Source organism: Oleispirillum naphthae, assembly GCA_027864655.1.
Classification (GTDB): Bacteria; Pseudomonadota; Alphaproteobacteria; order Rhodospirillales; family Rhodospirillaceae; genus Oleispirillum; species Oleispirillum naphthae.
Map to the genome: position 1 here is coordinate 434557 of JAQAZG010000001.1, position 23829 is coordinate 458385.

Sequence of the window (23829 nt, forward strand, 5' to 3'; positions counted from 1 at the left end):
TCAGCGCCTTTCGTCGAGCTGCCGCGACACGATCGCCGCGAACTCGCCGGAGAAGATCTCCAGGCGCTTGGCGTAGCGGTCGATGTCGGTGGAGAGCTTGTTGTAGGCGATCACCGCGGGAATCGCCGCGACGAGGCCGAGCGCGGTGGCGAACAGCGCCTCGGCGATGCCCGGGGCGACCACGGCGAGCGAGGTGTTCTTGCTCATGCCGATGGCGTGGAAGCTGTTCATGATGCCCCACACCGTGCCGAACAGGCCGATGAACGGCGACACCGAGCCGGTGGAGGCGAGAAAGCCCATGCGCGCTTCGATGCTCTCGACCTCGCGCTCGCTGGTGATCTGCATCACCCGCTCGATGCGCTGCGCGATCGAGGTCTTGAGCGAGGGCGCCTCGTTGCGGGAGCGTTCGATCGAGCGCCGCCACTCGCGCATCGCCGCGACGAAGATCGCGGTCATCGGGTCGTGGGCGTTCTTGCCGATGCGGTCGTAGAGGTCGTCGAGCGGCCCGCCGGACCAGAACTGCTCCTCGAAGTCGCGGGCGTGGCGGTTGAGCCAGGTGAGCCTGCGGATCTTCTCGAAGATGATCGCCCACGACCACACCGAGGCGCACATCAGGGCGATCATCACCGCCTTGACCACAAAATCCGCCCGCAAGAACAGGGTGATCATCGACAAATCGGTTTGCGCTTCCATACGCTTCGCCTTTCCTTCACCGCCCGGAGCCGCCGGGCGCCGATCAACTCTTTACCAACCGCGCCGTCATGTCCGCGCGCAGCGCCTCGGGCATGCGCGCCGGGCGCTGCGTCGCCGCCGAAACGCAGGCGAGCTTCGCCCGCGCCTCGACCAGAACGTCCTCGCCACGGCGGATCGTCTGGGCCATTTCCAGGGTGGCGCCGCCCACCGAAACCACGCGGGTGCGGATTTCCAACAGGTCGTCGAGCATCGCCGACCTCAGGTAGTCCGCCTCGAACCGCCGCATCACGAAGGCCACGCCGCCCGCCTGGCCCGCATACTCGCCGCGGGAGAGCCGCCCGTTTTCCCAGCCGCCGAGGCGCAACAGGGCGGAACGCCCGCGCTCCGCATACTTCAGATAGTTGGCGTAATAGACCACGCCGCCCGCATCGGTGTCCTCGTAATAGATGCGCACGGTGAGCACGTGCTCGTCGCCGTCGAAATGCGAGCGGCCGCCTTCGGCCGTCTCCGCGATCTGGGGGGAAGCCATGGTCATCGGTCAGTCCGCCTCGCCGGGTTCGTCGAGGAGGCCCAACTGTTCCGGCCCGCGCGGCGGCGCGGCGAGGCCCAAGTGGCGATACCCCTTGGCCGAAAGCACGCGCCCGCGCGGCGTGCGCTGCACCATGCCTTGCTGCATCAGGAACGGTTCGATGACTTCCTCCAGGGTGTCGCGTTCTTCCGCCAGGGCGGCGGCCAGGGTCTCGATCCCCACCGGCCCGCCGCCATAGGACTCGACGATACATAGCAAATACCGCCGGTCCTGGCTGTCAAGTCCGAGGCCATCGACTTCCAGCCGATTGAGCGCGCCGTCCGCCGACGCCTTGTCCACCCGCCCCGTCCCCGCCACCGTGACGAAGTCGCGCACCCGGCGCAGCAGGCGGCCCGCGACGCGCGGCGTGCCGCGGGAGCGCCGGGCGATCTCCACCGCGCCGTCGTCGGTCATCGGCAGGCCGAGCTTGGCCGCGCCGCGCAGCACGATGCGCGTCAGGTCCTCGGTGGAATAGAAACGCAGCCGCAACGGAATGCCGAAGCGGTCGCGCAAGGGCGTGGTCAAAAGCCCGGCGCGCGTCGTCGCGCCGACCAGGGTGAAGGGTTGCAGGTCGATGCGCACCGAGCGCGCCGCAGGGCCCTCGCCGATGATCAGGTCGAGCTGGAAGTCCTCCATGGCGGAATACAGCACTTCCTCGATGGCGGGGGAAAGGCGGTGGATCTCGTCGATGAAGAGAACGTCCCGCGCCTCGAGATTGGTCAGGATCGCGGCGAGGTCGCCCGCCTTGGCGATCATCGGCCCCGAGGTGGCGCGGAAGCCCACCCCGAGTTCGTGCGCGACGATCTGCGCCAGCGTGGTCTTGCCCAGGCCGGGCGGGCCGTGCAGCAGCACGTGGTCGAGGGAGTCGCCGCGGGTGCGCGCCGCGGCGACGAAAACCGCGAGGTTGTCGCAGGCCTCCGGCTGGCCGAGGAAGTCGGCGAGGCTGCGCGGACGCAAGGTGACGTCCGCATCCTCCGGCTGCGCCGCGGCGGAGACCACCCGATCCTCGCTGTCGTCCCAGCCGCTCATCGCCGCTCACCCCCCAGGCTGCCCATCCGCGCGAATTCCTTGAGGGCGCGGGCGATCACCGTTTCCACCCCCGGCAGGGTTTCGCCCGCCGCGGAGATCACCGCCGCGACCACGCCGAAGGCGTCGCTCGGCGCATAGCCGAGGTTGACCAGGGCGGACACCGCATCCTCCGCCAGGGCGGCGCGCGGGTCGGCGGCTGCGGCGGCGCGCGACGGCGCGGCCACGCCCGCGGGCAGCGGCGCGATGAAGCCGCCCACCTTGTCCTTGAGTTCGGACAGAATGCGCGCCGCAAGCTTCGGCCCGACGCCGGAGGCGCGCCCCAGCGCCGCCTTGTCGCCCGCCGCGATGGCGCGCATCAGCGCATCCGGGGCGAGCACCGAGAGCAGGCCGAGCGCCACCTTGGCCCCCACCCCCTGCACCGTGGTGAGGCGGCGGAACCAGGTCTTCTCCTCCGCGTCGAGGAAGCCGTAGAGCAGGATCGCATCCTCGCGCACCACGGTTTCCACCCACAGCGCGGCGGCGGAGCCGATGGCGAGGCGCGCGAGCGTGCGCGCCGGGCAGAACACCAGATAACCGACGCCTCCCACATCGATGATCGCGGTGTCGGTGTCGAGAGCCTCGATGCGCCCCTTCAGACGTGCGATCATCGCCGCCCGCCTTCCGCGCGGCGGATCGCCTGTTCCAGGGTCTGGCCGGAGGCGCGGTAGCGCGCATGACAGATCGCCACCGCCAGGGCGTCGGCGGCGTCGGCGGCCTGCGGGTCGGCCCCGGGCAGCAGCGCGCGCACCATCAGCCCGACCTGCGGCTTCGCCGCATGGCCGGTGCCGACCACGGTCTTCTTGATCAGATTGGGCGGGTACTCCGCCACCGGAAGGCCCATGAGCGCGGGCGCGAGCATCACTACGCCGCGCGCCTGGCCGAGCTTCAGGGTCGAGGTGGGGTTGCGGTTGACGAAGGTTTCCTCGACCGCCGCCTCGTCGGGGGCGTAGCGCTTCAGCACGTCGAGAATCCCCGCATGCAGCATGGTCAGGCGCTCGGCCAGGGAGAGCCTCGCCTCGGAGGTCACCACGCCGCAACCGACATAGGACAGACGGTTGCCCTCGGCCTCGATGATGCCCCAGCCGGTGACTTGCAACCCCGGGTCCAGTCCGATCAACCGCATGCGTATCGCTCCACGGCACCCATGGCGGCGGACCTTCAGAGTCCCAGGCGCGCCGCCACCTCGTCCGAGATTTCGTAGTTGCCGGAAACCCGCTGCACGTCGTCGCTGTCGTCCAGCGCATCGACCAGACGCATCACCGCCGCGGCGGTCTCCTCGTCGAGGTCCACGGTGGTGGTGGGCTTCCAATCCAGGCGCGCCACCGCGGGCTCGCCGAAGGCCTTTTCCAGCACGTCCTTGACGGTGTGCAGGTCGTCCGGGCCGGTGATCACGTCGTGGCCGTCTTCGGAGGAAACCACATCCGCCGCCCCCGCATCCAGCGCCGCCTCGAACATCGCGTCGGCATCCGCCGCGGTCGGCGGATACTGGATCAGGCCGATGCGTTCGAAGTTGAAGGCCACCGAGTTGGTTTCGCCCATCTGGCCGCCCAGCTTGTTGAAGGTGGAGCGGACTTCCGAAGCGGTGCGGTTGCGGTTGTCGGTGAGACCCTCGACGATCAGCGCCACGCCGCCGGGGCCGCGCCCCTCGTAGCGCACTTCGACGTAGTTGGTATCGTCGCCGCCCGGCAGGGCGCGCTTGATCGCCCGCTCGATGTTGTCCTTGGGCATGCTCTGCGCCTTCGCCGCGGCGATCGCCGCGCGCAGGCGCGGGTTGGAGTCCGGAGTGGGCAGACCGCACTTGGCGGAAACCGTGATCTCGCGTGCGAGCTTGGTGAACAGCCTGGCGCGCTGGGCATCCTGCGCACCCTTGCGGTGCATGATATTCTTGAACTGGGAATGACCGGCCATGGATAACCTGTGGTACGTGGAAACGCGCCGCCATCCCCTGACGGCGGCGCCCGTGAAATGCGCGCGGCATTATCCGATCAGCCGCCCGCAAAACGCAACCCCCAAAGCGGGTGGGGAACGAGGCTGCAAAAAAACAAAAACTTTGCGGGGAGACTTGGTCTCCCCGCGCCCCTCATGACTTTTTTCGCGGCGCAGCGGCAGACGGCACTTCGGTCGCAACCACCGCAGGCTTATGGCGCTACGCGCAAGAAACCAAAGTCATGGGGGGTACGGGGGGACCGAGTCCCCCCGGAAAGCTTTTGTGTTCCGCCAACCCTCGGGGAACGCCTGCCGCAGCCGGCCGCCGATGCGCAACGGCGCGACCGAGAGCGCCCGTCCGGAGCGGTCGTCGGTTTCGACGAAGACGCCGCACAGCGTCGCCTCGCCGTCCGCCGGGGTCAGCCGGTCGCCCGGCACGCGGCGGGTGAAGCGGGAGATCGCCACGTCCTTGCCCATGCCGATCACCGAATCGTAGTCGCCGCACATGCCCGCATCGGTGAGGTAGGCGGTGCCGCCCGGCAGCACCTGGGCATCCGCCGTGGGCACATGGCTGTGCGAGCCGACCACCAGGGAGACCCGCCCGTCGAACGCGTGGCCGAGCGCCATCTTCTCGCTGGTCGCCTCGGCGTGCACGTCCACGACGATCGCCGCGATGGTGGCCCCCAGGCGGTAGCGCGACAGGATGTCCTCCAGCGCCTGGAAGGGATCGTCCAGCGGCTCGAGGAAGAGCCTGCCCATCACCTGCACCACCAGCACCTTGCGCCCGTCGGGCAGCGAAATCTCCGCCGCGCCGCGCCCCGGCGTGCCCTTGGGGAAGTTGGCGGGGCGGACCAGCCGCGCGTCGCCGTCGATGTAGGAAATCAGTTCCCTCTGGTCCCAGACGTGGTTGCCGGTGGTCAGCGCATCCGCTCCCGCCTCGTAGAAGTCGGTGCAGATCTTCGGCGTGATGCCGAAGCCGTGCGCCGCGTTCTCGCCGTTCACCACCACGAAATCCAGCTTCAAGTCGCGCCGCAAACCCGGCAAGGCGTCGAGCGCGGCGGAGCGTCCGCTGCGCCCGACGATGTCACCCAGAAACAGAATTCTCATGAAAACTCGCCGCTCTTCCGATGGGCGCGCAGCCCGTCGCGCAGGGGCAGGACGCCCCGCTCGGTCAACACCATGTCGAGGCGGCGGTCCCAGGACTCATGGGGCACCATCTCGATCTCCTGCACCGCGAAGGCGGTGCCCAGGGCGGAAACGCGGTAGCCCGCCTCCGCCAGGGCCGCCAGGGTGCGGTCGTAATAGCCGCCGCCGTAGCCGAGGCGGTAACCGTCGGCGTCGAAGGCCAAAAGCGGCATGAGGATCACGTGGGGAACGCAGCGCGGCGCGTCGGCCGGGGGATGCCGCGTCTCGAAGGGGCCGCGCTCCAGCACCGCGTCGGCGGCCCACTCGCGGAAGATCAGCGGCGCGTCGATGGTCTCCACCACCGGCAGCGCGATGCGCCAGCCGACCTGGCGCAGCCAGTCCACCAGAAGCCGCGTGTCGAGTTCGCCGCCGATGGGATAGTAGGCGGCGATCACGCCGTTTTCCGGCGGCACCGCGAGCAGAGGCACGGTCGCCGCATGGCGCACCACGCTTTCCGCCGCGTGGCGGCGGTCCACGGCGTCGATACGGCCGCGCAGGAACTTGGCGTTGCCGCGCAGGGCCCGCTTCGTCGCGGCCACGGACTCGCCCACAACAGACGGCATCAGCATGACCAACGCACCCCCTCGTGCGTGCGCCGCCCCCGATGGGCGGCGCCGGTTATCGGACGGTCGGCAGGGAAGCAGCGGGGCCGTTACGACCGTCGGTGTGTGGAATCCACAAGGGCCGCTCCAACAAAGTGGGCGCCATGTGACCAGACCACGGTCAGGTCAGGGACGGCTCCCTTACTATCAACGTTGGCCCCAGTGATGTCGCGGACCTAACGCATCGCACAGCACCCGCCTTACCCTTAACTTAAGCACCCCGCAGCCGTTCGGCAATCGTTTCGATTCGCGTGGAGAGGGCTTCGATGGCGTCCACCGCCACGGCTTCCGCCGCAGCCTTGGTTTCCGCCCCGCCGAAACCCGAGGCGGCACGCAGTTCCTCGAGCTCGCCGTAGGTCTCGGCCAGTTCGTCGGCGATGAGAAGGCCGACCATGGCGAGCAGCAGATTTTCCTGGATCGGCCCTATCGCGGCGGTGAGTTCGCGCCCGCGCTGGTCGAGGTAGCGCCCGAGGCGGCCGATCTGCGCCTCCTGCCCATCGTCGCAGGAAATGTGATACTGGTGTCCGGCGATGGTCAGCGTGACCTGGGCCACGGGGTTATCCTTCCAGCAGGCGCTTGAGCCGCGCCATGGTGTCTCCGATACCCTCCGAGGCCTGCTGCGCCGCCGCTTCCAGGGCGTCGCAACGGTCGCGCAGGCGGGCGGTTTCCGCCCCGTCGTCCGCCCCGAGGACGGGGATATCCCCCGCCGGGCACGGCTCGGCGGCGCTCTCCAGGGATGCCACCGCGGCGTCGAGGCGGCGCAGCGCCGCTTCGATACGAGAAAGTTTATATACCGCGAATGGTTTCAATGTATTATCGCCGTATTCCGTGAAGCGGACTTAAGGATAATTCCGGAACCCCTTGACGTCAATCGCAGGTATTCAAGCAACGTGACTTTCCGTGACTTACCGGTTCTGATCGCCAACGACCGCGCCCAGGCGCTTGCCGCCTTCGCCGCCGCCGCGGCGTGCGGCCGCGCCGTGCAGGTGGAAACCCCGGCGGACATGGCGGAAGTTCTGGGGCCGGCGTGGATGCGCGCCTTCCTCGACGCCTGCGCGGCGGAAGGCGCGGTTCCGCCCGGGCCGGTGGTGTTCCACTGCGGCGGGTCCGCCGGACTGGCGCAGGCGGGGCTGCGCCTCGCCCTGCCCGCCCTGCGCTTCGACCCGGAGGCGGACGCCCCGCCCCGCGTCGCCGCGGCGCTTGCCGAAATCGCCGCGGCGCAGGGCTCTACCCTGCTGCTCGGCCCGCCGGGGCCGCCGCACTGGCGCTTTCCGCCGCCGGTGGCGCGGCCCAACCCCGCGGCGCTTTCCGCCGCCGCAGCCGCGTGGCTCAACGGCCTGTGAAGGCGGGCTTGCGCTTCTCGGCGAAGGCGGCCATCCCCTCTTTCTGATCCGCGGTGGAGAACAGCGCGTGGAAGCTCTGCCGCTCGAAGCGCAGGCCCTCGGCCAGCGTCGTCTCGAACGCCGCGTTCACCGCCGCCTTCGCCGCCAGCGCGGCGAGCCGCCCCATCCCGGCGATGCGCGCCGCCGCGGCCAGCGCCTCGTCGAGCAGCGCGTCGGCGGGCACCACCCGCGCCGCCAGGCCGATGCGCTCCGCCTCGTGCGCATCGATCGTCCGCCCGGTCAGCACCATGTCCATCGCCTTCGCCTTGCCCACCGCGCGGGCGAGGCGCTGGGTGCCGCCCGCGCCGGGGATGACGCCGATGGTGATCTCCGGCTGGCCGAACTTCGCGGTCTCCGCGGCGATGATGAAATCCGCCATCATCGCCAGTTCGCAGCCGCCGCCCAGCGCATAGCCCGCCACCGCGGCGATCAGGGGCTTGCGCAGGTGCGACGCCGCCTCCCACCCGTCGGTGATGAAGTTCTCGCGCACGCAGTCCGCATAGGTCTTGCCCGCCATTTCCTTGATGTCCGCCCCGGCGGCGAAGGCCCTCTCCCCGCCGGTGAGCACCACCGCGCCGACCGCGTCGTCGGCGTCGAAGGCGGCGAGCGCGGCCTCCAGTTCCTTGATCAGCGGGGTGCAGAGGGCGTTGAGGGCGTCCGGGCGGTCGAGCGCGATCACCCCCACCGGCCCCTTGGTCTCGACGTTCAGGTATTGATACGGCATGGCGGTTCCTCCGATGACGATGCCCCATGATGCGGCGGCGCGGCGGCGCACGCAAAGCCGAACCCTTCCCTCCGCGCGGAATTTGCTCTAGCGTCCGGGGATAAACCCTTTTTCCGGAAACCCGACGCCATGCCCTGCCGCCTCTACCTGATCACCCCGCCCGCCCTGCCCGACCCCGCCGCCTTCGCCCGGGCGTTCGCCGCGGCGTTGGACGCGGGCGACGTCGCCTGCGTGCAGTTGCGCCTCAAGGACGTGGACGACGACACGGTGCGCCGCGCCTGCGACCTGTTGCGGCCCCTCGCGCAGGAGCGCGGCGTGGCGTTCCTGATCAACGACCGCCCGGACCTGGCCCACGAACTCGGCTGCGACGGCGTGCACGTGGGGCAAGAGGACACCCCCTACGCCGAGGCGCGGAAGATCGTCGGCGCGGATGCCATCGTCGGCATCACCTGCCACGATTCCCGCCACCTCGCGATGACCGCGGGCGAACAGGGCGCGGACTATGTCGCCTTCGGCGCGTTCTATCCGACGCCGACGAAGATTCCGAAATCCACCGCCGAGCCGGAGATCCTGGTCTGGTGGTCGGAACTGTTCACCGTGCCCTGCGTCGCCATCGGCGGCATCACCGTGGACAACGCCGCGCCGCTGGTGGAAGCGGGGGCGGACTTCCTCGCGGTGAGCAGCGCCGTGTGGGCGCATCCGGAGGGTCCGGCGGCGGCGGTGGCGGCGTTCAACCGCCTGTTCTGAGCCCCGCCCTCCCCGGCTATGGAAACCATAGCGCATCGGTATTTCCCCGTGCGGCGGCGTTGATTGAGACTGATTCTCAGGTCAACCCCCGCGAGGAGACAGCCTCATGCGCACGTTCCACACCCTTGCCCTGATCGCCGCCATCGCCGCCGCGCCGCTTGCCGTGGCCTCGGCCGCCGAGATGAAGCCCAAGTCCGAAGGCGCGATGATGTCCTCCGGCGAGGCGATGAAGCCCGCCGGCGCGATGACCAAGCCGGACGACAAGATGACGACCTCCGGCGACACGATGACCAAGCCGGGCGACACGATGACCAAGCCCGGCAACGCCATGCAGGGACCGGCCGGAAATGCGCGCGGTCCGGCGATGATGAAGAAGTAACCCCGCCCCGCGCCGCGGCGGCTCTTGCCGGGCCGCCGCGCGCCCCCATTTCTTGAGGAACGGCAACCGGTTGGGACGTTCCCGATGGAGATGCATCAGGTCCGCTACTTCGTGGCGTTGTGCGAGACCTTGAACTTCACCAAGGCCGCCGAGGCCTGCAACGTCGCGCAGCCCTCCCTCACCAAGGCGATCCGGAAGCTGGAGGAGGAACTGGGCGGCCCGCTGTTCGTCCGCGAGCGCGGCCTCACCCACCTCACCGATCTCGGCCGCCTCACCCGGCCGCACCTCGAGGCGATCTACGAGGCGAGCGAGGCGGCGCGCGTCGAGGCGCGCAGCTTCCACGACCTGGAAAAGGCCAACCTGCGCATCGGCGCGATGTGCACCATCGGCCCGGCGCGGCTGATCGACTTTCTCAAGCGCTTCCGCGCCCTGGTGCCCTCGGCCGTCCTCAACATCCACGACGCGCCGGGGCGCGAGCTTTCCGCCATGCTGCTGGCGGGGGATCTGGACGCCGCGCTGCTCGCCCTGCCGCACCTGCCCGAGCGCTTCGACACCCTGCCGCTGTTCCGCGAGGCCTATGTGGTGGCCTTCCGCCCCGGGCACCGCTTCGAGGCGATGGACGTGGTGCCGCTCGCCGAGTTGAACCACGAGGACTACCTCTCCCGCGTCAACTGCGAGTACCCCGAACACTTCGACGCGCTCGGCATCCCCGACCCCGCCGCCGAGTCCCGCATCTGTTACGAGACCGAGCGCGAGGACTGGATCCAGGCGATGATCCTCGCGGGCCTGGGCTGCTCGGTGATCCCCGAATTCCTGCCGATGCTGCCGGGCATCGCAACCCGCCCCCTGGTGGAGCCGGAGATCAGCCGCAACGTGGTGCTCGCCACCGTTTCCGGACGGCGGCATTCTCCCGCCCTGCGGGCGTTCGTCTCTCTGGCGCGGCGGCATCAGTGGGGATGAACGCACGCCGGGCCTTGGCAGGCGCGTCCGGTCGGCCTACCTTGTGCGGGCTTTCCTTCTGTGATTGTCCGGTTTCATGCTTGCAAAGTTCGGTCCGCGCGGCCAATGGGCCGCCCTGTTGCTTATGAGCGTCGCGGTCACCGTGATTCTCAAAATCATCGACCTGCCCGGCGCGCTCCTGCTCGGCGCCATGGCCTCCGGCATCATCGTCGCCCTGAACGGGGCAAAGCTCAAAGTGCCCGGACGCGTCTACATCCTCGCCCAGGCGGTGATCGGCGCGATGATGGCGGGCGCCGTCACGCCGGACATCCTCAAAACCTTCCTCGGCAACTGGATGCTCTTCCTCAGCGTGGTGCTCAGCACCGTCATCGCCAGCGGCGTGGTCGGCTGGGCGATGAGCCGCTGGCGGATGCTGCCCGGCACCTCCGGAATCTGGGGCAACTCGCCGGGCGCGGCCTCCGCCATGGTGGTGATGGCCGAGGAGTTCGGAGCCGACGTCCGCATCGTCGCCTTCATGCAATACATGCGGGTGCTCTGCGTCGCGCTCTCCGCCGCCGTCATCGCCCATATCTCGGCCGGGGCCGCCGCGCCGCATCCGTCCGGCCCCGGCTGGTTCGCCGTGCCGGAACTGCGGCCCTTCGCCGAGACTCTCGCCCTCATCGTCGGCGGCGTCATCCTCAGCCGCGTGGTGAAGATACCCTCCGGCTCGCTTCTCATCCCGCTCATCATCGGCGCGGTGCTGCGCAGCCTAGGCCTGCTCGACCTGGTCCTGCCGCAGCCCCTGCTGCTGTTCGCCTATGCGATGATCGGCTGGACGGTGGGGCTGCGCTTCACCGCCGAGATCATGAGGACGGTGGCGGCCAAGCTGCCGCACATGATGAGCTCGATCATCGGCCTGATGATCTTCTGCGCGGGAATCGGCTGGCTGCTGACCCGGGTGCTCGGCATCGACATGCTCACCGCATACCTCGCCACCAGCCCCGGCGGCGCGGATTCGATCGCCATCATCGCCGCCTCGACGAACGTGGACCTCGGCTTCGTGCTCGCGTTCCAAACGGTGCGCCTGATCGTCGTCGTCGTCGTCGCGCCGATCATGGCGCGCCGCCTCGCCAAGTCGATGGGCCACAAGCCGGGGTAAGCCCCCGGAAAAAACAAAAACTTTGCGAGGGGACTCGGTCCCCTCGCGCTCCCCATAACTTTGATGGTTTTTGCGCGAAGCGCCATCCACCTGTTGCGATTGCCGCAAAGGCGTTGTCTGCCGCTTCGCGGCAAAGACAAGTTTATGGGGTCAAGGGGCCTCCCGGCCCGGTTTTTATTCCACGGTCACGCTTTTCGCCAGGTTGCGCGGCTGGTCCACGTCGGTGCCCTTGAGGGCGGCGATGTGGTAGGCGAGCAGCTGCACCGGGATGGCGTAGAGGATCGGCGCGGCGAAGGTCTTGACCGTGGGCATGGTGATGGTGGCGAAAGCCTTGCCCTTGAACTGCGCCACGCCGTCGGCGTCGCCGATGAAGACGACGCGGCCGCCGCGGGCGATCACCTCCTCGACGTTGGAGGCGGTCTTTTCGAAGAGTTCGTCCGGCGGGGCCACCACCACCACCGGCACGGTCTCGTCGATCATCGCGATCGGGCCGTGCTTCATCTCGCCGGCGGCGAAGCCCTCGGCGTGGATGTAGCTGATTTCCTTGAGCTTGAGCGCCCCTTCCAGGGCGATGGGATAGGCGGTGCCGCGGCCGAGGTAGAACACGTCGGCGACGTCGAGCATGGTCTGGGCGATGCTGCGGATGTGGTCGTCGCTCTTCAGCACCTCGGTGGCGTAGGCGGGGATTTCGGTGAGCGCCTTGGAGAGCGCCGCCTCGCCGTCGCGGTCGAGCGCCCCCTTCTCCTTGCCGAGCACGATGGCGAGGCAGGCGAGCACGATCAGCTGGGTGGTGAACGCCTTGGTCGAGGCGACGCCGATTTCCGGCCCGGCCAGGGTCGGCAGCACCGCGTCCGCTTCGCGCGCCATGGTGCTTTCCGGCGCGTTGACGATGGCCACCGTATGCATCTCCGCGTCGCGGCAGAAGCGCAGCGCCGCCAGCGTATCCGCAGTCTCGCCGGACTGGGAGATGAACACCGAGAGCCCGCCCTTTTCCACCGGCGAGCCGCGATAGCGGAACTCCGAGGCGATATCCAGGTCCACCGGCACCCGCGCGAAGCGCTCGATCCAGTATTTGCCGACCATCGCGGCGTAATAGGAGGTGCCGCAGGCGACCAGGGTGACGCGCTCCACCGCCGAGAGGTCGAAGGGCATGGGCGGCAGGGTGAGGGTGCGCTCCACCGGGTTGAAGTGGCTGTTGAGGGTGTCGCCGATCACCGTCGCCTGCTCGTAGATCTCCTTGAGCATGAAGTGGCGGTAGGCGCCCTTGCCGATCATCGCGCCGGACAGCTGGGTGATGTGGATGTCGCGCTCCACCGGCTGGCCGAGGAGGTTGAATATCTGCGCGCCCTCGGCGGCGAGCACCACGAAGTCGCCGTCCTCCAGGTAGGAGATGCGGCGGGTGAGCGGCGCAAGCGCCAGGGCGTCGGAGCCGAGGAACATCTCGCCCTCGCCGTAGCCGATGGCGAGCGGCGAGCCCTTGCGCGCGCCGATGATCAACCCGTCGTGGCCGGTGAACAGAATCGCCAGAGCGAACGCGCCCTTGAGGCGCTGTAGGGCGTCCTGCGTCGCCTGCTTCGGCGTCTTTCCGGCGGAGATTCCGGCGGAGATGAGGTGCACCACCACTTCGGTGTCGGTCTCGGATTCGAAAACGTGGCCCTGCGCGGTGAGTTGGCGCCGCAGTTCCTGGAAGTTCTCGATGATGCCGTTGTGGACCAGGGCGACGGTGCCGTCGGAATGCGGGTGGGCGTTGGTCTCGTTGGGCACGCCGTGGGTCGCCCAGCGGGTGTGGCCGATGCCGGTGGCGCCGTGGATCGGCCGCTTTTCCACCGCGGCTTCGAGATTGACGATCTTGCCCTCGGCGCGGCGGCGGTCGATGCCCTTTGCCGTCACCGTGGCGATGCCCGCGCTGTCGTAGCCCCGGTACTCCAGGCGCTTCAAGCCGTCCAGAAGGAACGGCGCAACTTCCGACTTTCCGATAATTCCGACGATACCGCACATGCCCGATCGCTCCCCGGGCTCTCTCGCCCGATGTTGTCTGGTCTCAGTTCTTCTTCGCCTTCGCCGCGCGCATCTTGGCGCGGAAGCGGGCGGCCCAGCCCGCCAAAGTCTTCTGCGGCGCGCGGGTGACCGCCAACGCGTCCGCCGGAACCTCGTGGGTGACCACCGAACCCGCGCCGACGATGGCGCCGTCGCCCACGGTCACCGGCGCCACCAGAGAGGTGTTGGAGCCGATGAACGCCCCCGCGCCGATATCGGTGAAGCTCTTGGTAAAGCCGTCGTAGTTGCAGGTGATGGTGCCCGCGCCGACGTTGGCCCCCGCGCCGACGCGCGCATCGCCGATGTAGGTGAGGTGGTTGACCTTGGCCCCTTCCTCGACGCGCGATTTCTTGATCTCGACGAAGTTGCCGATGTGCGCGCCCGGCCCGATCTCCGCGCCGGGGCGCAGCCGCGCATAGGGCCCGAGGATCGCCCCCGCGGCCACCTGCGCGTTCTCGAAATGGCAGAAGCTTTTGATCGTCACGTCGTCGCCGATGGAAACGCCGGGGCCGAACACCACGAAGGGATCGATGACGACGTCGCGGCCGAGCCGCGTGTCGGCGCTGAAATAGACGGTGGTGGGGTCGGTCATCGTCACCCCCCCGGCCAGCCACTTGGCGCGCAGGCGGGTCTGGGCGGTCGCCTCCAGCGCTGCGAGGTCGGCGCGGGTGTTGACGCCGAGGAACTCCTCCTCCGCGCCCTCCACCACGGCGCAGGCGCGGCCCGCAGCGCGCGCCAGCGCGACCGCGTCGGTGAGGTAGTACTCGCCCTTGGCGTTGGCGTTGCCCACCGCGGAAAGCAGGTCCCAGGCGATGCGCCCGTCGAGCACCATGACGCCGGAGTTGCAGAGCGTCACCGCACGCTGTTCGGGGGTTGCGTCCTTGGCCTCGACGATCGCCTCGAGCGCGCCCCCCGCCCCCAGGATGAGGCGGCCGTAGGACCCGGGATCGGCAGCGTCGAAACCGAGCACCACCACCGCCGGATCGGCGGCGGAGCGCCGCGCATCGAGCGCGCGGCGCACGGTTTCGGCGGAGATCAGCGGCGTGTCGCCGAAGGCGACGAGAACGTCCCCGCCATGCCCGGCGAGCGCGCCCTTGGCCGCCAGCACCGCGTGCGCGGTGCCCAGGCGCTCCGCCTGCACCGCCACCTGCGCGCCGGACGCCTCGGCCAGAGCCGCAACTGCGGGGGTATCGGGGCCGGAAACGACGACGCGGCGGGCGACCGCCAGTTCATCCATCAGGGCCAGCACATGGGCCAGCATCGGGCGGCCGCAGACCGGGTGCATCACCTTCGGCAACTCGGACTTCATCCGGGTGCCCAGCCCGGCGGCGAGGATGACCGCGGCGACGGAAGGTTCGGACATCGGAAAAAACACCTGTGCGAGAAAATTTTCACCGGGGCGAAACGCCGGAACGTCTGTAGCATACTCCCCCGCGAGACACCACATGTCAGCACAGTTGACCGGATTCGGCCAATCACTCCATGTTACGATGCGTTGCAAGACCCTTTCGTTCCAATGACATGAGACACCAGATGCCCCACACCTCAGCCGCGGCGACGGACCCCAACGGCTATGGCGCCATCCTCTTCGACCTGGACGGCACGCTGGTGGACAGCCTGCCCGCGCTCGCCCGCAGCCTCAACGCCGTCCTGCGCGAGGACGGCCGCCGCGCCGTCTCCGACGCCGAGGTGCGCGCCATGGTCGGCGACGGCATCAAGGTTCTGGTCGCCCGCGCCTATGCCGCCACCGGCGACGCGCCGGACTCCGACGCGCGCCTGCGCGCCCTCACCGCGCGGTTTTCCGCCCACTACGAGGCCGACCCCACCGCCGGGTGCGCGCTCTTCCCGTACACCGCGGAAATTCTCGCCGGGCTTGCCGGAATGGGCTACCGCCTCGGCGTGGTCACCAACAAGCCCTATACCCCGGCGATCTCGCTGCTGCGCGATTTCACCCTGCTGCCGCTGCTCGACATCGTCGTCGGCGGCGACACCACGCCGCACCTGAAACCGCACCCCGAGCCCTTCCTGCACGCCGCCGACCGGCTGGAGCTTTCGCCCGAGCGGGTGGTGGTGGTGGGCGATTCGATCAACGACGTGGACGGCGCGCACCGCGCCGGGATGCGCGCCGTCGCGGTGAGTTACGGCTACACCCGCATCCCACCCGCGGAGTTCGGCGCGGAGGCGCTGATCGACGGCCTCGCCGCCCTGCCGCACGCGCTCGCCATGCTGCCCGCAACCGAGGCGATTGCCACTTGACAGGCCGCGCGGGGAAAGGCTAAACATCGCCCCTCACCGCGAACGGGGGCGCGTAGCTCAGCGGGAGAGCACTGCCTTCACACGGCAGGGGTCACAGGTTCAATCCCTGTCGCGCCCACCATCGGCTTCAAGGGGTCATCCGGCAACGGATGACCCCTTTGCCGTTTCCCCCGGCGGCTTCCGGGGGCCGCCGCGGGCGTGCCGGAGGCCGTGCCCGGGCGGCGGCGCACGTGCCGCATCGTCGCTCTTCCGGTTTTGCCGGAATCTGCTATCGTGCGCAGTCCTGGGGGAGACAGGGGGGGTGTTTGCGCGCGCAGAAGCGCGGTTCCGGGGCGGATGCCCGGAACGACCGATCAGTCGAGGTACCCGTGTCTCCACCGAAACCTTCCGCCGCCTGCGTTCAGAAACGACGTCTCCAGCTTCGCGCCGCCGCCGCCGCGGGGCACGGCCTGCCCGCGCCGCGCCGCTATTTCGCCTGGGCCACGATCATCGTGGGGCTGAGCCTCGCGGTGCTCGACGGCACCATCGCCAACGTCGCGCTGCCGACCATCGCCGCGCATTTCCACGCCGGGGCCGCGGCCTCGATCTGGATCGTCAACGGATACCAGCTCGCCATCGTGATGACGCTGCTGCCGCTCGCCGCCCTGGGCGAGATCTTCGGCTACCGGGTGGTCTATCTGACCGGCATCGCGCTGTTCACCGTGGCCTCGGTCGGCTGCGTGCTGGCGGAGTCCCTCGCCCAGCTCACCGCCGCGCGGATCGTCCAGGGCCTCGGCGCGGCGGGGATGATGAGCGTGAACATCGCCGTGCTGCGCCACACCGTGGCGCGCGAGAAGTTCGGCGCCGCCGTCGGCATCAATGCGCTGGTCGTCGCCGTCGCCTCCACCGTCGGCCCGGCGTTCGCGGGCTTCGCCCTGGCGGTGGTGGACTGGCGCTGGCTCTTCGCCGTCAACATCCCGCTCGGGATCATCACCGTCGGCCTCGGCATCCCCAGCCTGCCCGACAGCCAGCGCGCCACGCACCGCTTCGACTGGCCGAGCGCCGTCCTCAGCGCCGCGGCGATCGGGCTGATCGTCACCTCGATCGACAGCTTCGGCCACAATCTGCCGTGGTACGCCACCGCGGCGCAGATTCTCGCCTGCGTGCCCTGCTTCGTCTTCCTGGTGCGGCGGGCGCGGAGCTCTGCCCGGCCGATGCTGCCGCTCGACCTCCTGCGCATTCCGGCGTTCACGCTGGCGGTCTGCACCTCCATCGCCTCCTTCGCGACGCAGCTTCTCGCCTTCGTGGCGCTGCCCTTCCTGTTCCAGCTGGTCCTGCACTATCCGCCGGAACAGGTGGGCCTGATGATGATGCCCTGGCCGCTCGCGGTGGCGGTGGTCGCGCCGCTCGCCGGACGGATGTCCGACGCCTATCCGCCCGCCATCCTCGGCGGCGTCGGGCTCGCGCTGCTCGCCCTCGGCATGGCGGCGCTCGGCTTTATCGGGCCCGGGGCGAGCCTGCCGGACATCTGCTGGCGCATGGCGCTGTGCGGCTTAGGCTTCGGCCTGTTCCAGGCGCCGAACAACCGCGCCATGTTCGATGCCGCGCCGATGGACCGCAGCGGCGCGGCCAGCGGCATGCTCGGCACCGCGCGCCTCACCGGGCAGTCGATCGGCGCCGCCCTGGTGGCGCTGATGCTGGGGCAGGCCGGGCTCGCGGGCGCGAACGGCGCGCTCTTCCTCGGCACCGGCTTCGCCACCCTCGCGGCGATCACCTCGCTCTCCCGCCTGCCGTTCGGCAAGCCGCGCTGACCCCTCCCCCTTTGCCATAGCGGCGGCGCGCACCGATATGACAGGGATGGGCCATCGGCGCGGGCGCACGGCGCGCCCGCGCCGCCGCCCGGAAAGGAGCCTGCCATGCCGCTCTCAACCGCGTACATCGTCGTTCCGGCCATCGTGGCGGTGGCCGGGCTGCTTGCCCTGAGCGTGAAGATTCTCCGCGAATACGAGCGGGCCGTGGTCTTCACCCTCGGACGCTTTCGCGGCATCCGGGGGCCAGGGCTGGTGTTGCTCATCCCCTTCATCCAGGTCATCGTGCGCGTCGATCTGCGCGTCCACGTGATCGAGATTCCCAGCCAGGACGTGATCTCGCGCGACAACGTGTCGATGAAGGTGGACGCCGTGGTCTATTTCAAGGTGGTCAATCCGGAGCGCGCGATCATCCAGGTGCAGCAGTACCAGCCCGCCACCAACATGCTGGCGCAGACCACCCTGCGCGCGGTGCTGGGGCAGCACGACCTGGATGAGATTCTCTCCGAGAGAAAGAAGCTCAACGCCGACGTCCAGAGCATTCTGGACTCCCACACCGAGACCTGGGGGATTACGGTCAGCAACGTCGAAATCCGCACCGTCGAACTGACCGAAAGCATGGTGCGCGCCATCGCCAAGCAGGCGGAGGCGGAGCGCGACCGCCGCGCCAAGGTGATCCACGCGGAGGCGGAGTTCCAGGCCTCCCAGACACTGGTGGATGCGGCGCGCATCCTCGGCGCGACCCCCTCGGCGATGCAGTTGCGCTACCTGCAGACCCTGAGCGAAATCGCCAGCGAGCAGAACTCCACGGTGGTGTTCCCGATGCCCATCGACATCCTCAAGCCGCTGCTGGACCTGCTGGAGAAGCGCGCCGCGCCGCCCGGCGCCGCCGCCTGACCTACCGGCCGCGGCGCACGGCGCGCCGCGGCCGCCCGCCCGCTTTTGCCCATGCCCGCAGGCAAAGCGCGCAGAGACCGTTCCGTTTGGCTACATCGTCTTCCTAAGAGACACAAAGTGTAGTCTTTAAATACATATCCCTGTCGCCATCACGCCCCATTCCCGGGCCCGGCATCGTCCGCCGGGCTCCGCCCTTTCGATATTCCCTGCATTTCCCGGCACATGCCGCGCTTTCCGCCTGCCATGGCTACGCCATCCGCGGGAAAAACGCGTTGGCTTGGCGTTTGCTATGGTTGTGGCGATGGAACCCGAAAAACACGCGAACAGTCCATGTCGTAGAGGAAAAACATGAGCGATCTCAGCAGAAAGGTCATCGTGACCGTAGCACCGACCGGAGCCTGGCCCTCCAAAAAGGACAACCCGGCCATCCCCCTGACGCCGCAGGAGATAGCGGACGACGTCTATGCCTGCTGGCAGGCGGGAGCCGCCGTGGCGCACCTGCACATGCGCGACGCCGAGGGCAAAGGCACCATGGACACGGAGCGGTTCAAGGAGACGGTCGGCCTGGTCCGGGAAAGATGCGATATCGTGCTCAACCTGACGACCTCGGGGGACCTCAACGCCACGGACGAAACCCGCATGGCGCACTTCATCGCGCTGAAGCCGGAGCTCGCCTCCTACGACTGCGGCAGCATGAACTGGATGCACAACAGCCTGTTCATCAATCATCCCGCGTTTCTCGAACGGCTGGCCACCGCCATGAACGACAACGGCGTCAAGCCGGAGATCGAGATCTTCGACGCGGGCATGATCTACAACTCGTTGTATTATCAGAAGAAGGGCTTCCTCAAGGGGCCGCTGCACTACCAGTTCGTCCTCGGCGCCGCGGGCGGCATCGCCGCCACGGTGGAAAACCTCGTCTTCCTCAGGGGGCTGATTCCGGCGGAGTCCACCTGGTCCGCATTCGGCATCGGCCGGGGCCACATGCCGATCTTCTACGCGGCGCTCGCCCTCGGCGGACACGTGCGCGTCGGCATGGAAGACAACGTCATGTACGGCAAGGACCGGCTTGCCGCTTCCAATGCGGAATTCGTCGAACGCGCGGGCCGCGTCATCCGCGAACTGGACAAGGACCTCGCCACGCCGGACGAGGCGCGGGCGATCCTCGGCGTTGCGAAACGCTGAACCTGGGAGGCGACAATGACTACGCTCGAACGCATTTCGGTCATCGGATCGGGGCTCATGGGGCATGGCATCGCGCAGGTCTTCGCGCTGCACGGCCACGACGTGACGCTCTACGACATCCGGCAGGACTTCCTCGACAAGGCCATCGCCGGCGTCAAGGCCAACCTCGGCGCCTTCGCCGCCAGAGGGATCATCGGGCAGGCCGAGGCCGAGGCCGCCCCCGCCCGCATAACCTGTACCCTCCACCTGGAGGAAGCGGCCAAAAGCGCGGATTTCATCGTCGAGGCCGTGCCCGAGAACATGACGCTCAAACAGGACATCTTCAGCCGCCTCGACGCGATGAGCAAACCGGAGGCGGTTCTGGCCAGCAACACCTCGGTGATGAGCATCACCGAGATCGCCTCCACCTCGCGGCATCGCGCACGCATCGTCGGCACGCATTTCTGGAACCCGCCCTACCTCATCCCCCTGGTCGAAGTGGTGCAGGCCGGAGAGACCACCCCGGCAACCGTGGAATTCACCATGGACCTGCTCCGCCGCGTGGGGAAACACCCCGTCCACTGCCGCAAGGACGTGCCCGGCTTCATTGCCAACCGGATGCAGCATGCCCTGTGGCGGGAGGCGATCTCCATCGTCGAGCAGGGCATCGCCGACCCGCGCACCGTCGATGAGGCGGTGCGCCTCAGTTTCGGCATGCGCCTGCCCATTCTCGGTCCGCTGGAAAACGCGGACATGGTCGGACTGGACCTCACCCGGGCCATTCACGACTACATCCTGCCCGCCCTTTGCGACAGCCATAAAACCTCGCCCGTGGTGCTCGACAAGGTTGCCGCCGGCGAACTCGGCTTCAAGACCGGAAAGGGTCTGCAGGACTGGCCGGCCGACAGGCAGCAGGCATCCCGCGACGCCTTGCGCGACTACCTGCTGGACGTGGCGGAAAAGCAAGTAAAATCCGGCCGATAGACGCCGGAACAGACAACAGGGGACAGGCTGTCCATCCGTTTTTTTAACGTCAAAGGAGGAACAGACATGTTGTGGAGTCTCTCCAAGCGCTTTCAGTTCGCCGCAGATAGAATCATCCCGGAATCGTTCGTCTTCTGCATTATTTTAACCTTGATCGCCTTCGCTCTCGGCCTCGCCGTACATGGCGGCGGCCCCTTGGTCTTGATCGACGGCTGGTACAAGGGCCTGTGGAGCATGATCGCCTTCGCCTTCCAGATGTCGTTCATGGTCGTCACCTGCGCCGCCGCCGCCAAGGCCCCGACCGTGGCCCGCGGCCTCGCCGCGGTCGCCCGCATGGCCAAGACCCCGGCCATGGCCTATGTCGTGCTGCTGGTCTTCGGCGTGGCATCCTCCCTGATCAACTGGGCGTTCTCCACCATCCTCACGCCGATCCTGGCGATGTACCTCTCGCGCAACGTCAAGGGGCTTCACTTCCCCTTCATGATCGCGGCGGGCTACAGCATGATGATCCTGGGCCAGACCTGGTGCCCGAGCGCCAGCATCTATGCCCTCTCCGCCTCCCCCGGGCACTTCCTGGCAGGCAAGATCGGGGTGATCACGCAGGATGTCTCCGTCTACAACCCGGTCAACACCATCCTGTTCTTCGGCACCTTCTTCCTCATCCTCCTGCTGTGCATCTTCACCCGTCCGCCGCAGGACGAGGTGATCGAATACCAGGGCGACATCACCAGCGGCGCCTCCGACGTCGAGGAAGACAAGGAGCAGACCATCGCCGGGTTCATGAACCGCAGCCGCGCGCTGATGTGGATCATCGGACTGACCGGCCTGATCCTGATCGTCCGCTCCTTCCTGCAGAAGGGCATCCTGCCGTCCCTGAACTTCAACTTCGTCATCTTCATGTTCCTGACCCTGAACTGTTTCCTCTACAGTTCTCCCAGCAAGTTCCTCGGCGCATACCGCGACAGCATGCGGTCCGCCACCGACGTGATGATTCAGTTCCCCTTCTACGGCGGCATCATGGGCATGATGACGGCCTCCGGCCTGGACAAGGCGATCTCCAACATGCTGGCCACCGTCGGCAGCGCCGACAGCTTCTACACCCTGTCCTTCCTCAGCGCGGCCCTGCTCAACCTGTTCATTCCCTCCCAGGGCGGCCAGTGGATCGTTCAGGGCGGCATTCTCACCGACGCCGCCCAACAGCTCGGGGCGCACATCCCGTATGTGATGAACGCGTTCGTCGCCGGTGACGAGGTGACCAACCTGTTGCAGCCGCTCTACCTCATTCCGGCGCTCGCCCTCGTCGGCATGAAGCTGAAGGAGGCCTGGGGCATATGCGCTTTCCTGTGCGTCTTCTGGCTCGGCTTCATGAGCATCGGCTTCTATGTCTTGCCTAAGATCTTTCTGCCCTGATAGTCTTTCCCCATAGGTCGTCCGTTCCGGCAATCCGCCGGAACGGACGGTATCTTCGCTTTCGCCGTCTCCGTTATCCAGACGCTTTCGCAAGATCCCGGCGGACCAGTACGATGCCCTGCCCGACCCTTGCAGAATTGACCATGGAGCTGTTGCCGCCCGGCGTCCTGCCAGGCCTCCACATGGCGCTGGTGGATGACGACGGCCGGATTCTCGACCTCCATACCGTCGCGCCGGAGGCTCCGGATCAGGCCTCCCCGCCGGGGAAGATTCCGCACCTCGCCGAACTGCGCAGGCTGATCGCGGCCGAGGGAAGCCGCCCGGCCCCCGTCTTCTGTTCGCGGGGCTGCTGCATGGCGATCCCTCTGGCCGTGCACGGCCCGAAGCTTTCGCGCGCGCCGTTGTCCTCGTGCCGCAAGATTTGCCTGACCACGGGCAAGGGATTCATGGCCGTCTCGCCGATGCGCAAGGACTGGCCCCCCTCCACCGCGGTTCTGGCGCAGGCCGTGCTGGCGTCTCTCGGCAGGGAACTGTCCAACCGCATATGGATGGAGGAAATGCGGGACAGGGACCGCTTCTCGGAGAGCATCGTCAGTTCCATGTCGTCCGGCTTCATCGTCCTGCTGCCGGATCTCACCGTCACCCACGCAAACCCGCCTGCGGCCAAGATTCTGCACACCACCGAAAAGAAGCTCGTCGGCCACAAGCTGACGGAGTTCATCTTTTCGGACCTCAAGGTGCGCAGGGTGTTTCAGACCGGCAAGCCCCTGATCGACGAGGAACAGTTCATCAAGCTGGCCGACGGCACGGTGCACATTCTCAAGACCTGCGTGCCGATGTTCGACGACCGGGGCAAAATCATCGCCGCCCTCGACCATTTCCGGCAGATCAAGGACGCGCACCAACTGGTCAGCCGCCTGTCCGGCACCAAGGCCGGCTTCACCTTCGACGACATCATCTTCCGCAGCGAGGCGATGAGCACGGCGGTGGAACTCGCCCGCATGGCGGCCTCCGGCAATCTGTCCGTCCTCCTCCACGGGGAAAGCGGCACCGGCAAGGAAATGTTCGCCCACGCCATCCATCAGGCCAGCAGCCGCAACGCCGCGCCTTTCGTCGTCATCGACTGCGCCTCGATGCCGCGCGACCTGGTGGAAAGCGAGCTTTTCGGTTACGCGGAGGGAACCTTCACCGGAGCGGTCCGCGGCGGCCGTCCCGGCAAGTTCGAACTGGCGAACGGCGGAACCGTCTTCCTCGACGAACTGGGCGAACTGCCCCTGGAACTGCAGTCCCGGCTGCTGCGGGTTCTCCACAACCGCGAGGTGGTCCGCCTCGGCGGCGCGGAACCGCTGCCGGTGGATATCCGGGTCATCGCGGCGACCAACCGCGACCTCCACGAAGAGGTGCGCCGCGGCAACTTCCGGGCGGATTTGTTCTACCGGCTGAACGTGCTGACCATCCAGATCCCGTCCCTGCGCTCCCGGCCCGAAGACATCGGCCTCCTGGCCCGGCACTTCTTCGAAAAGTACAAGGTGCGGTTCATGAAACCCAACCTGGAAATCAGCCCGGAGGCTCTGTCGGTCCTGCAAAACAGGCCGTGGCCGGGCAACGCCCGGGAACTGGACAACACCATCGCCCGGGCGGTGCATCTCTGCCGGGACCGGATCGAACCGGAACACGTGCGGCAGAATCACGCGCCGCATAAGGCGGGCACAGCGGAACCCGATGCCTCCCCGAGGGCCGAAGCGGCTCTCGCAACGCCGGTCTCGTTGCAGGAAATACAACGCAAGGCCATCGAAGACGCCATCGCGGCATGCGACGGCAACGTCTCCCACGCCGCCCGCAGGCTCGGCGTGGCCCGCAGCACCATCTACAAACAGCTCCGCCGAACATCGCGCGGCACGCCGCAGCCCGCCTAGGCTCAG

General features: G+C 68.1%; 25 protein-coding genes, 1 tRNA gene and 1 other RNA gene. 13 read left to right on the plus strand and 14 right to left on the minus strand.

The features are described 5' to 3' along the window. From tolQ to O7R11_RS02060, 11 genes are all read right to left on the minus strand, one after another. On the minus strand, positions 1-693 hold the full coding sequence (gene tolQ / locus O7R11_RS02010) for a protein TolQ (protein ID WP_337995797.1): 693 nt from the start codon (positions 691-693) through the stop codon (positions 1-3). Between the two features lie 43 nt (positions 694-736). Beyond that, entirely contained in the window at positions 737-1228 is a 492-nt protein-coding gene (ybgC, locus tag O7R11_RS02015; RefSeq protein WP_337995798.1) for a tol-pal system-associated acyl-CoA thioesterase, read from the minus strand. A 3-nt stretch (positions 1229-1231) separates the two neighbouring features. Continuing rightward, positions 1232-2290, minus strand: coding sequence for a Holliday junction branch migration DNA helicase RuvB (gene ruvB, locus O7R11_RS02020; RefSeq protein WP_337995799.1), 1059 nt, complete (start codon positions 2288-2290; stop codon positions 1232-1234). Then, positions 2287-2937, minus strand: coding sequence for a Holliday junction branch migration protein RuvA (ruvA, locus tag O7R11_RS02025; RefSeq protein WP_337995800.1), 651 nt, complete (start codon positions 2935-2937; stop codon positions 2287-2289). Before ruvA ends, ruvB begins: the two co-directional genes overlap by 4 nt. Further along, positions 2934-3452 carry a crossover junction endodeoxyribonuclease RuvC gene (gene ruvC / locus O7R11_RS02030; protein WP_337995801.1) on the minus strand — a complete coding sequence of 173 codons (519 nt, stop codon included), beginning with the start codon at positions 3450-3452 and terminating at the stop codon, positions 2934-2936. The genes ruvA and ruvC overlap by 4 nt, the downstream gene beginning before the upstream one ends. A gap of 35 nt (positions 3453-3487) precedes the next feature. Further along, a complete protein-coding gene (locus O7R11_RS02035) occupies positions 3488-4237 on the minus strand; it encodes a YebC/PmpR family DNA-binding transcriptional regulator (protein WP_337995802.1) in 750 nt (249 codons plus the stop codon). 258 nt (positions 4238-4495) lie between these two features. Beyond that, positions 4496-5362, minus strand: a complete 867-nt coding sequence (locus tag O7R11_RS02040; protein WP_337995803.1) for a TIGR00282 family metallophosphoesterase — start codon at positions 5360-5362, stop codon at positions 4496-4498. Next, a complete protein-coding gene (locus O7R11_RS02045; protein WP_337995804.1) occupies positions 5359-6009 on the minus strand; it encodes a 5-formyltetrahydrofolate cyclo-ligase in 651 nt (216 codons plus the stop codon). Before O7R11_RS02045 ends, O7R11_RS02040 begins: the two co-directional genes overlap by 4 nt. A 73-nt stretch (positions 6010-6082) precedes the next feature. Beyond that, a non-coding RNA gene (ssrS, locus tag O7R11_RS02050) (6S RNA) lies at positions 6083-6240 on the minus strand. Positions 6241-6253: 13 nt separating this feature from the next. Further along, positions 6254-6595 (minus strand): cell division protein ZapA, encoded by a 342-nt coding sequence (locus O7R11_RS02055; protein ID WP_337995805.1) that lies wholly within the window; start codon positions 6593-6595, stop codon positions 6254-6256. 4 nt (positions 6596-6599) lie between these two features. Further along, entirely contained in the window at positions 6600-6851 is a 252-nt protein-coding gene (locus O7R11_RS02060; protein ID WP_337995806.1) for a hypothetical protein, read from the minus strand. Between the two features lie 81 nt (positions 6852-6932). Between O7R11_RS02060 and O7R11_RS02065 the strand changes: the two genes are divergently transcribed. Next, positions 6933-7385 (plus strand): hypothetical protein, encoded by a 453-nt coding sequence (locus O7R11_RS02065; protein ID WP_337995807.1) that lies wholly within the window; start codon positions 6933-6935, stop codon positions 7383-7385. Here O7R11_RS02065 and O7R11_RS02070 read toward each other — a convergent pair. After that, positions 7372-8148, minus strand: a complete 777-nt coding sequence (locus O7R11_RS02070; protein ID WP_337995808.1) for an enoyl-CoA hydratase — start codon at positions 8146-8148, stop codon at positions 7372-7374. The genes O7R11_RS02065 and O7R11_RS02070 overlap by 14 nt on opposite strands. Before the next feature lie 129 nt (positions 8149-8277). Between O7R11_RS02070 and thiE the strand changes: the two genes are divergently transcribed. The 4 genes from thiE to O7R11_RS02090 all read left to right on the plus strand — a co-directional run bounded on the left by thiE (position 8278) and on the right by O7R11_RS02090 (position 11372). Further along, complete coding sequence (gene thiE / locus O7R11_RS02075; protein WP_337995809.1) at positions 8278-8895, plus strand: thiamine phosphate synthase; 618 nt, start codon at positions 8278-8280, stop codon at positions 8893-8895. 106 nt (positions 8896-9001) lie between these two features. Continuing rightward, positions 9002-9274 (plus strand): hypothetical protein, encoded by a 273-nt coding sequence (locus O7R11_RS02080; RefSeq protein WP_337995810.1) that lies wholly within the window; start codon positions 9002-9004, stop codon positions 9272-9274. 84 nt (positions 9275-9358) lie between these two features. Further along, positions 9359-10234 (plus strand): LysR family transcriptional regulator, encoded by an 876-nt coding sequence (locus O7R11_RS02085; RefSeq protein ID WP_337995811.1) that lies wholly within the window; start codon positions 9359-9361, stop codon positions 10232-10234. A 76-nt stretch (positions 10235-10310) separates the two neighbouring features. Then, positions 10311-11372: an AbrB family transcriptional regulator gene (locus O7R11_RS02090; RefSeq protein ID WP_337995812.1), complete on the plus strand. Its 1062-nt coding sequence runs from the start codon at positions 10311-10313 to the stop codon at positions 11370-11372. 174 nt (positions 11373-11546) lie between these two features. On the opposite strand, the gene glmS is transcribed toward O7R11_RS02090, so the two are convergent. Together glmS and glmU are read right to left on the minus strand one after the other, a co-directional pair. Continuing rightward, complete coding sequence (glmS, locus tag O7R11_RS02095) at positions 11547-13370, minus strand: glutamine--fructose-6-phosphate transaminase (isomerizing) (RefSeq protein ID WP_337995813.1); 1824 nt, start codon at positions 13368-13370, stop codon at positions 11547-11549. Positions 13371-13413: 43 nt separating this feature from the next. Next, complete coding sequence (gene glmU, locus O7R11_RS02100) at positions 13414-14772, minus strand: bifunctional UDP-N-acetylglucosamine diphosphorylase/glucosamine-1-phosphate N-acetyltransferase GlmU (protein WP_337995814.1); 1359 nt, start codon at positions 14770-14772, stop codon at positions 13414-13416. Between the two features lie 170 nt (positions 14773-14942). Between glmU and gph the strand changes: the two genes are divergently transcribed. The 8 genes from gph to O7R11_RS02140 all read left to right on the plus strand — a co-directional run bounded on the left by gph (position 14943) and on the right by O7R11_RS02140 (position 23823). Next, the gene (gene gph, locus O7R11_RS02105; protein ID WP_337995815.1) at positions 14943-15665 is read left to right on the plus strand and encodes a phosphoglycolate phosphatase; all 723 of its coding nucleotides are present in this window, start codon (positions 14943-14945) and stop codon (positions 15663-15665) included. A 46-nt stretch (positions 15666-15711) separates the two neighbouring features. Then, positions 15712-15786, plus strand: a tRNA-Val gene (locus O7R11_RS02110). A 247-nt stretch (positions 15787-16033) separates the two neighbouring features. After that, positions 16034-17455: an MFS transporter gene (locus O7R11_RS02115; protein WP_337995816.1), complete on the plus strand. Its 1422-nt coding sequence runs from the start codon at positions 16034-16036 to the stop codon at positions 17453-17455. A gap of 105 nt (positions 17456-17560) precedes the next feature. Next, a complete protein-coding gene (locus O7R11_RS02120) occupies positions 17561-18349 on the plus strand; it encodes a slipin family protein (protein ID WP_337995817.1) in 789 nt (262 codons plus the stop codon). 348 nt (positions 18350-18697) lie between these two features. Further along, the gene (locus O7R11_RS02125; RefSeq protein ID WP_337995818.1) at positions 18698-19534 is read left to right on the plus strand and encodes a beta-keto acid cleavage family enzyme; all 837 of its coding nucleotides are present in this window, start codon (positions 18698-18700) and stop codon (positions 19532-19534) included. A gap of 15 nt (positions 19535-19549) precedes the next feature. After that, a complete protein-coding gene (locus tag O7R11_RS02130; RefSeq protein ID WP_337995819.1) occupies positions 19550-20497 on the plus strand; it encodes a 3-hydroxyacyl-CoA dehydrogenase family protein in 948 nt (315 codons plus the stop codon). Positions 20498-20563: 66 nt separating this feature from the next. Next, positions 20564-21907 carry a short-chain fatty acid transporter gene (locus O7R11_RS02135; RefSeq protein WP_337995820.1) on the plus strand — a complete coding sequence of 448 codons (1344 nt, stop codon included), beginning with the start codon at positions 20564-20566 and terminating at the stop codon, positions 21905-21907. A 113-nt stretch (positions 21908-22020) separates the two neighbouring features. Continuing rightward, a complete protein-coding gene (locus O7R11_RS02140) occupies positions 22021-23823 on the plus strand; it encodes a sigma-54 interaction domain-containing protein (protein ID WP_337995821.1) in 1803 nt (600 codons plus the stop codon). The last annotated feature ends 6 nt before the right edge of the window (positions 23824-23829 follow it).

Bases quoted from the DNA above. Each gene is read 5' to 3' on its own strand.
- tolQ (WP_337995797.1), bottom strand. From the start codon at position 693: ATGGAAGCGCAAACCGATTTGTCGATGATCACCCTGTTCTTGCGGGCG.
- ybgC (WP_337995798.1), bottom strand. From the start codon at position 1,228: ATGACCATGGCTTCCCCCCAGATCGCGGAGACGGCCGAAGGCGGCCGC.
- ruvB (WP_337995799.1), bottom strand. From the start codon at position 2,290: ATGAGCGGCTGGGACGACAGCGAGGATCGGGTGGTCTCCGCCGCGGCG.
- ruvA (WP_337995800.1), bottom strand. From the start codon at position 2,937: ATGATCGCACGTCTGAAGGGGCGCATCGAGGCTCTCGACACCGACACC.
- ruvC (WP_337995801.1), bottom strand. From the start codon at position 3,452: ATGCGGTTGATCGGACTGGACCCGGGGTTGCAAGTCACCGGCTGGGGC.
- O7R11_RS02035 (WP_337995802.1), bottom strand. From the start codon at position 4,237: ATGGCCGGTCATTCCCAGTTCAAGAATATCATGCACCGCAAGGGTGCG.
- O7R11_RS02040 (WP_337995803.1), bottom strand. From the start codon at position 5,362: ATGAGAATTCTGTTTCTGGGTGACATCGTCGGGCGCAGCGGACGCTCC.
- O7R11_RS02045 (WP_337995804.1), bottom strand. From the start codon at position 6,009: ATGCTGATGCCGTCTGTTGTGGGCGAGTCCGTGGCCGCGACGAAGCGG.
- O7R11_RS02070 (WP_337995808.1), bottom strand. From the start codon at position 8,148: ATGCCGTATCAATACCTGAACGTCGAGACCAAGGGGCCGGTGGGGGTG.
- thiE (WP_337995809.1), top strand. From the start codon at position 8,278: ATGCCCTGCCGCCTCTACCTGATCACCCCGCCCGCCCTGCCCGACCCC.
- O7R11_RS02080 (WP_337995810.1), top strand. From the start codon at position 9,002: ATGCGCACGTTCCACACCCTTGCCCTGATCGCCGCCATCGCCGCCGCG.
- O7R11_RS02085 (WP_337995811.1), top strand. From the start codon at position 9,359: ATGGAGATGCATCAGGTCCGCTACTTCGTGGCGTTGTGCGAGACCTTG.
- O7R11_RS02090 (WP_337995812.1), top strand. From the start codon at position 10,311: ATGCTTGCAAAGTTCGGTCCGCGCGGCCAATGGGCCGCCCTGTTGCTT.
- glmS (WP_337995813.1), bottom strand. From the start codon at position 13,370: ATGTGCGGTATCGTCGGAATTATCGGAAAGTCGGAAGTTGCGCCGTTC.
- glmU (WP_337995814.1), bottom strand. From the start codon at position 14,772: ATGTCCGAACCTTCCGTCGCCGCGGTCATCCTCGCCGCCGGGCTGGGC.
- gph (WP_337995815.1), top strand. From the start codon at position 14,943: ATGCCCCACACCTCAGCCGCGGCGACGGACCCCAACGGCTATGGCGCC.
- O7R11_RS02120 (WP_337995817.1), top strand. From the start codon at position 17,561: ATGCCGCTCTCAACCGCGTACATCGTCGTTCCGGCCATCGTGGCGGTG.
- O7R11_RS02125 (WP_337995818.1), top strand. From the start codon at position 18,698: ATGAGCGATCTCAGCAGAAAGGTCATCGTGACCGTAGCACCGACCGGA.
- O7R11_RS02130 (WP_337995819.1), top strand. From the start codon at position 19,550: ATGACTACGCTCGAACGCATTTCGGTCATCGGATCGGGGCTCATGGGG.
- O7R11_RS02135 (WP_337995820.1), top strand. From the start codon at position 20,564: ATGTTGTGGAGTCTCTCCAAGCGCTTTCAGTTCGCCGCAGATAGAATC.
- O7R11_RS02140 (WP_337995821.1), top strand. From the start codon at position 22,021: ATGCCCTGCCCGACCCTTGCAGAATTGACCATGGAGCTGTTGCCGCCC.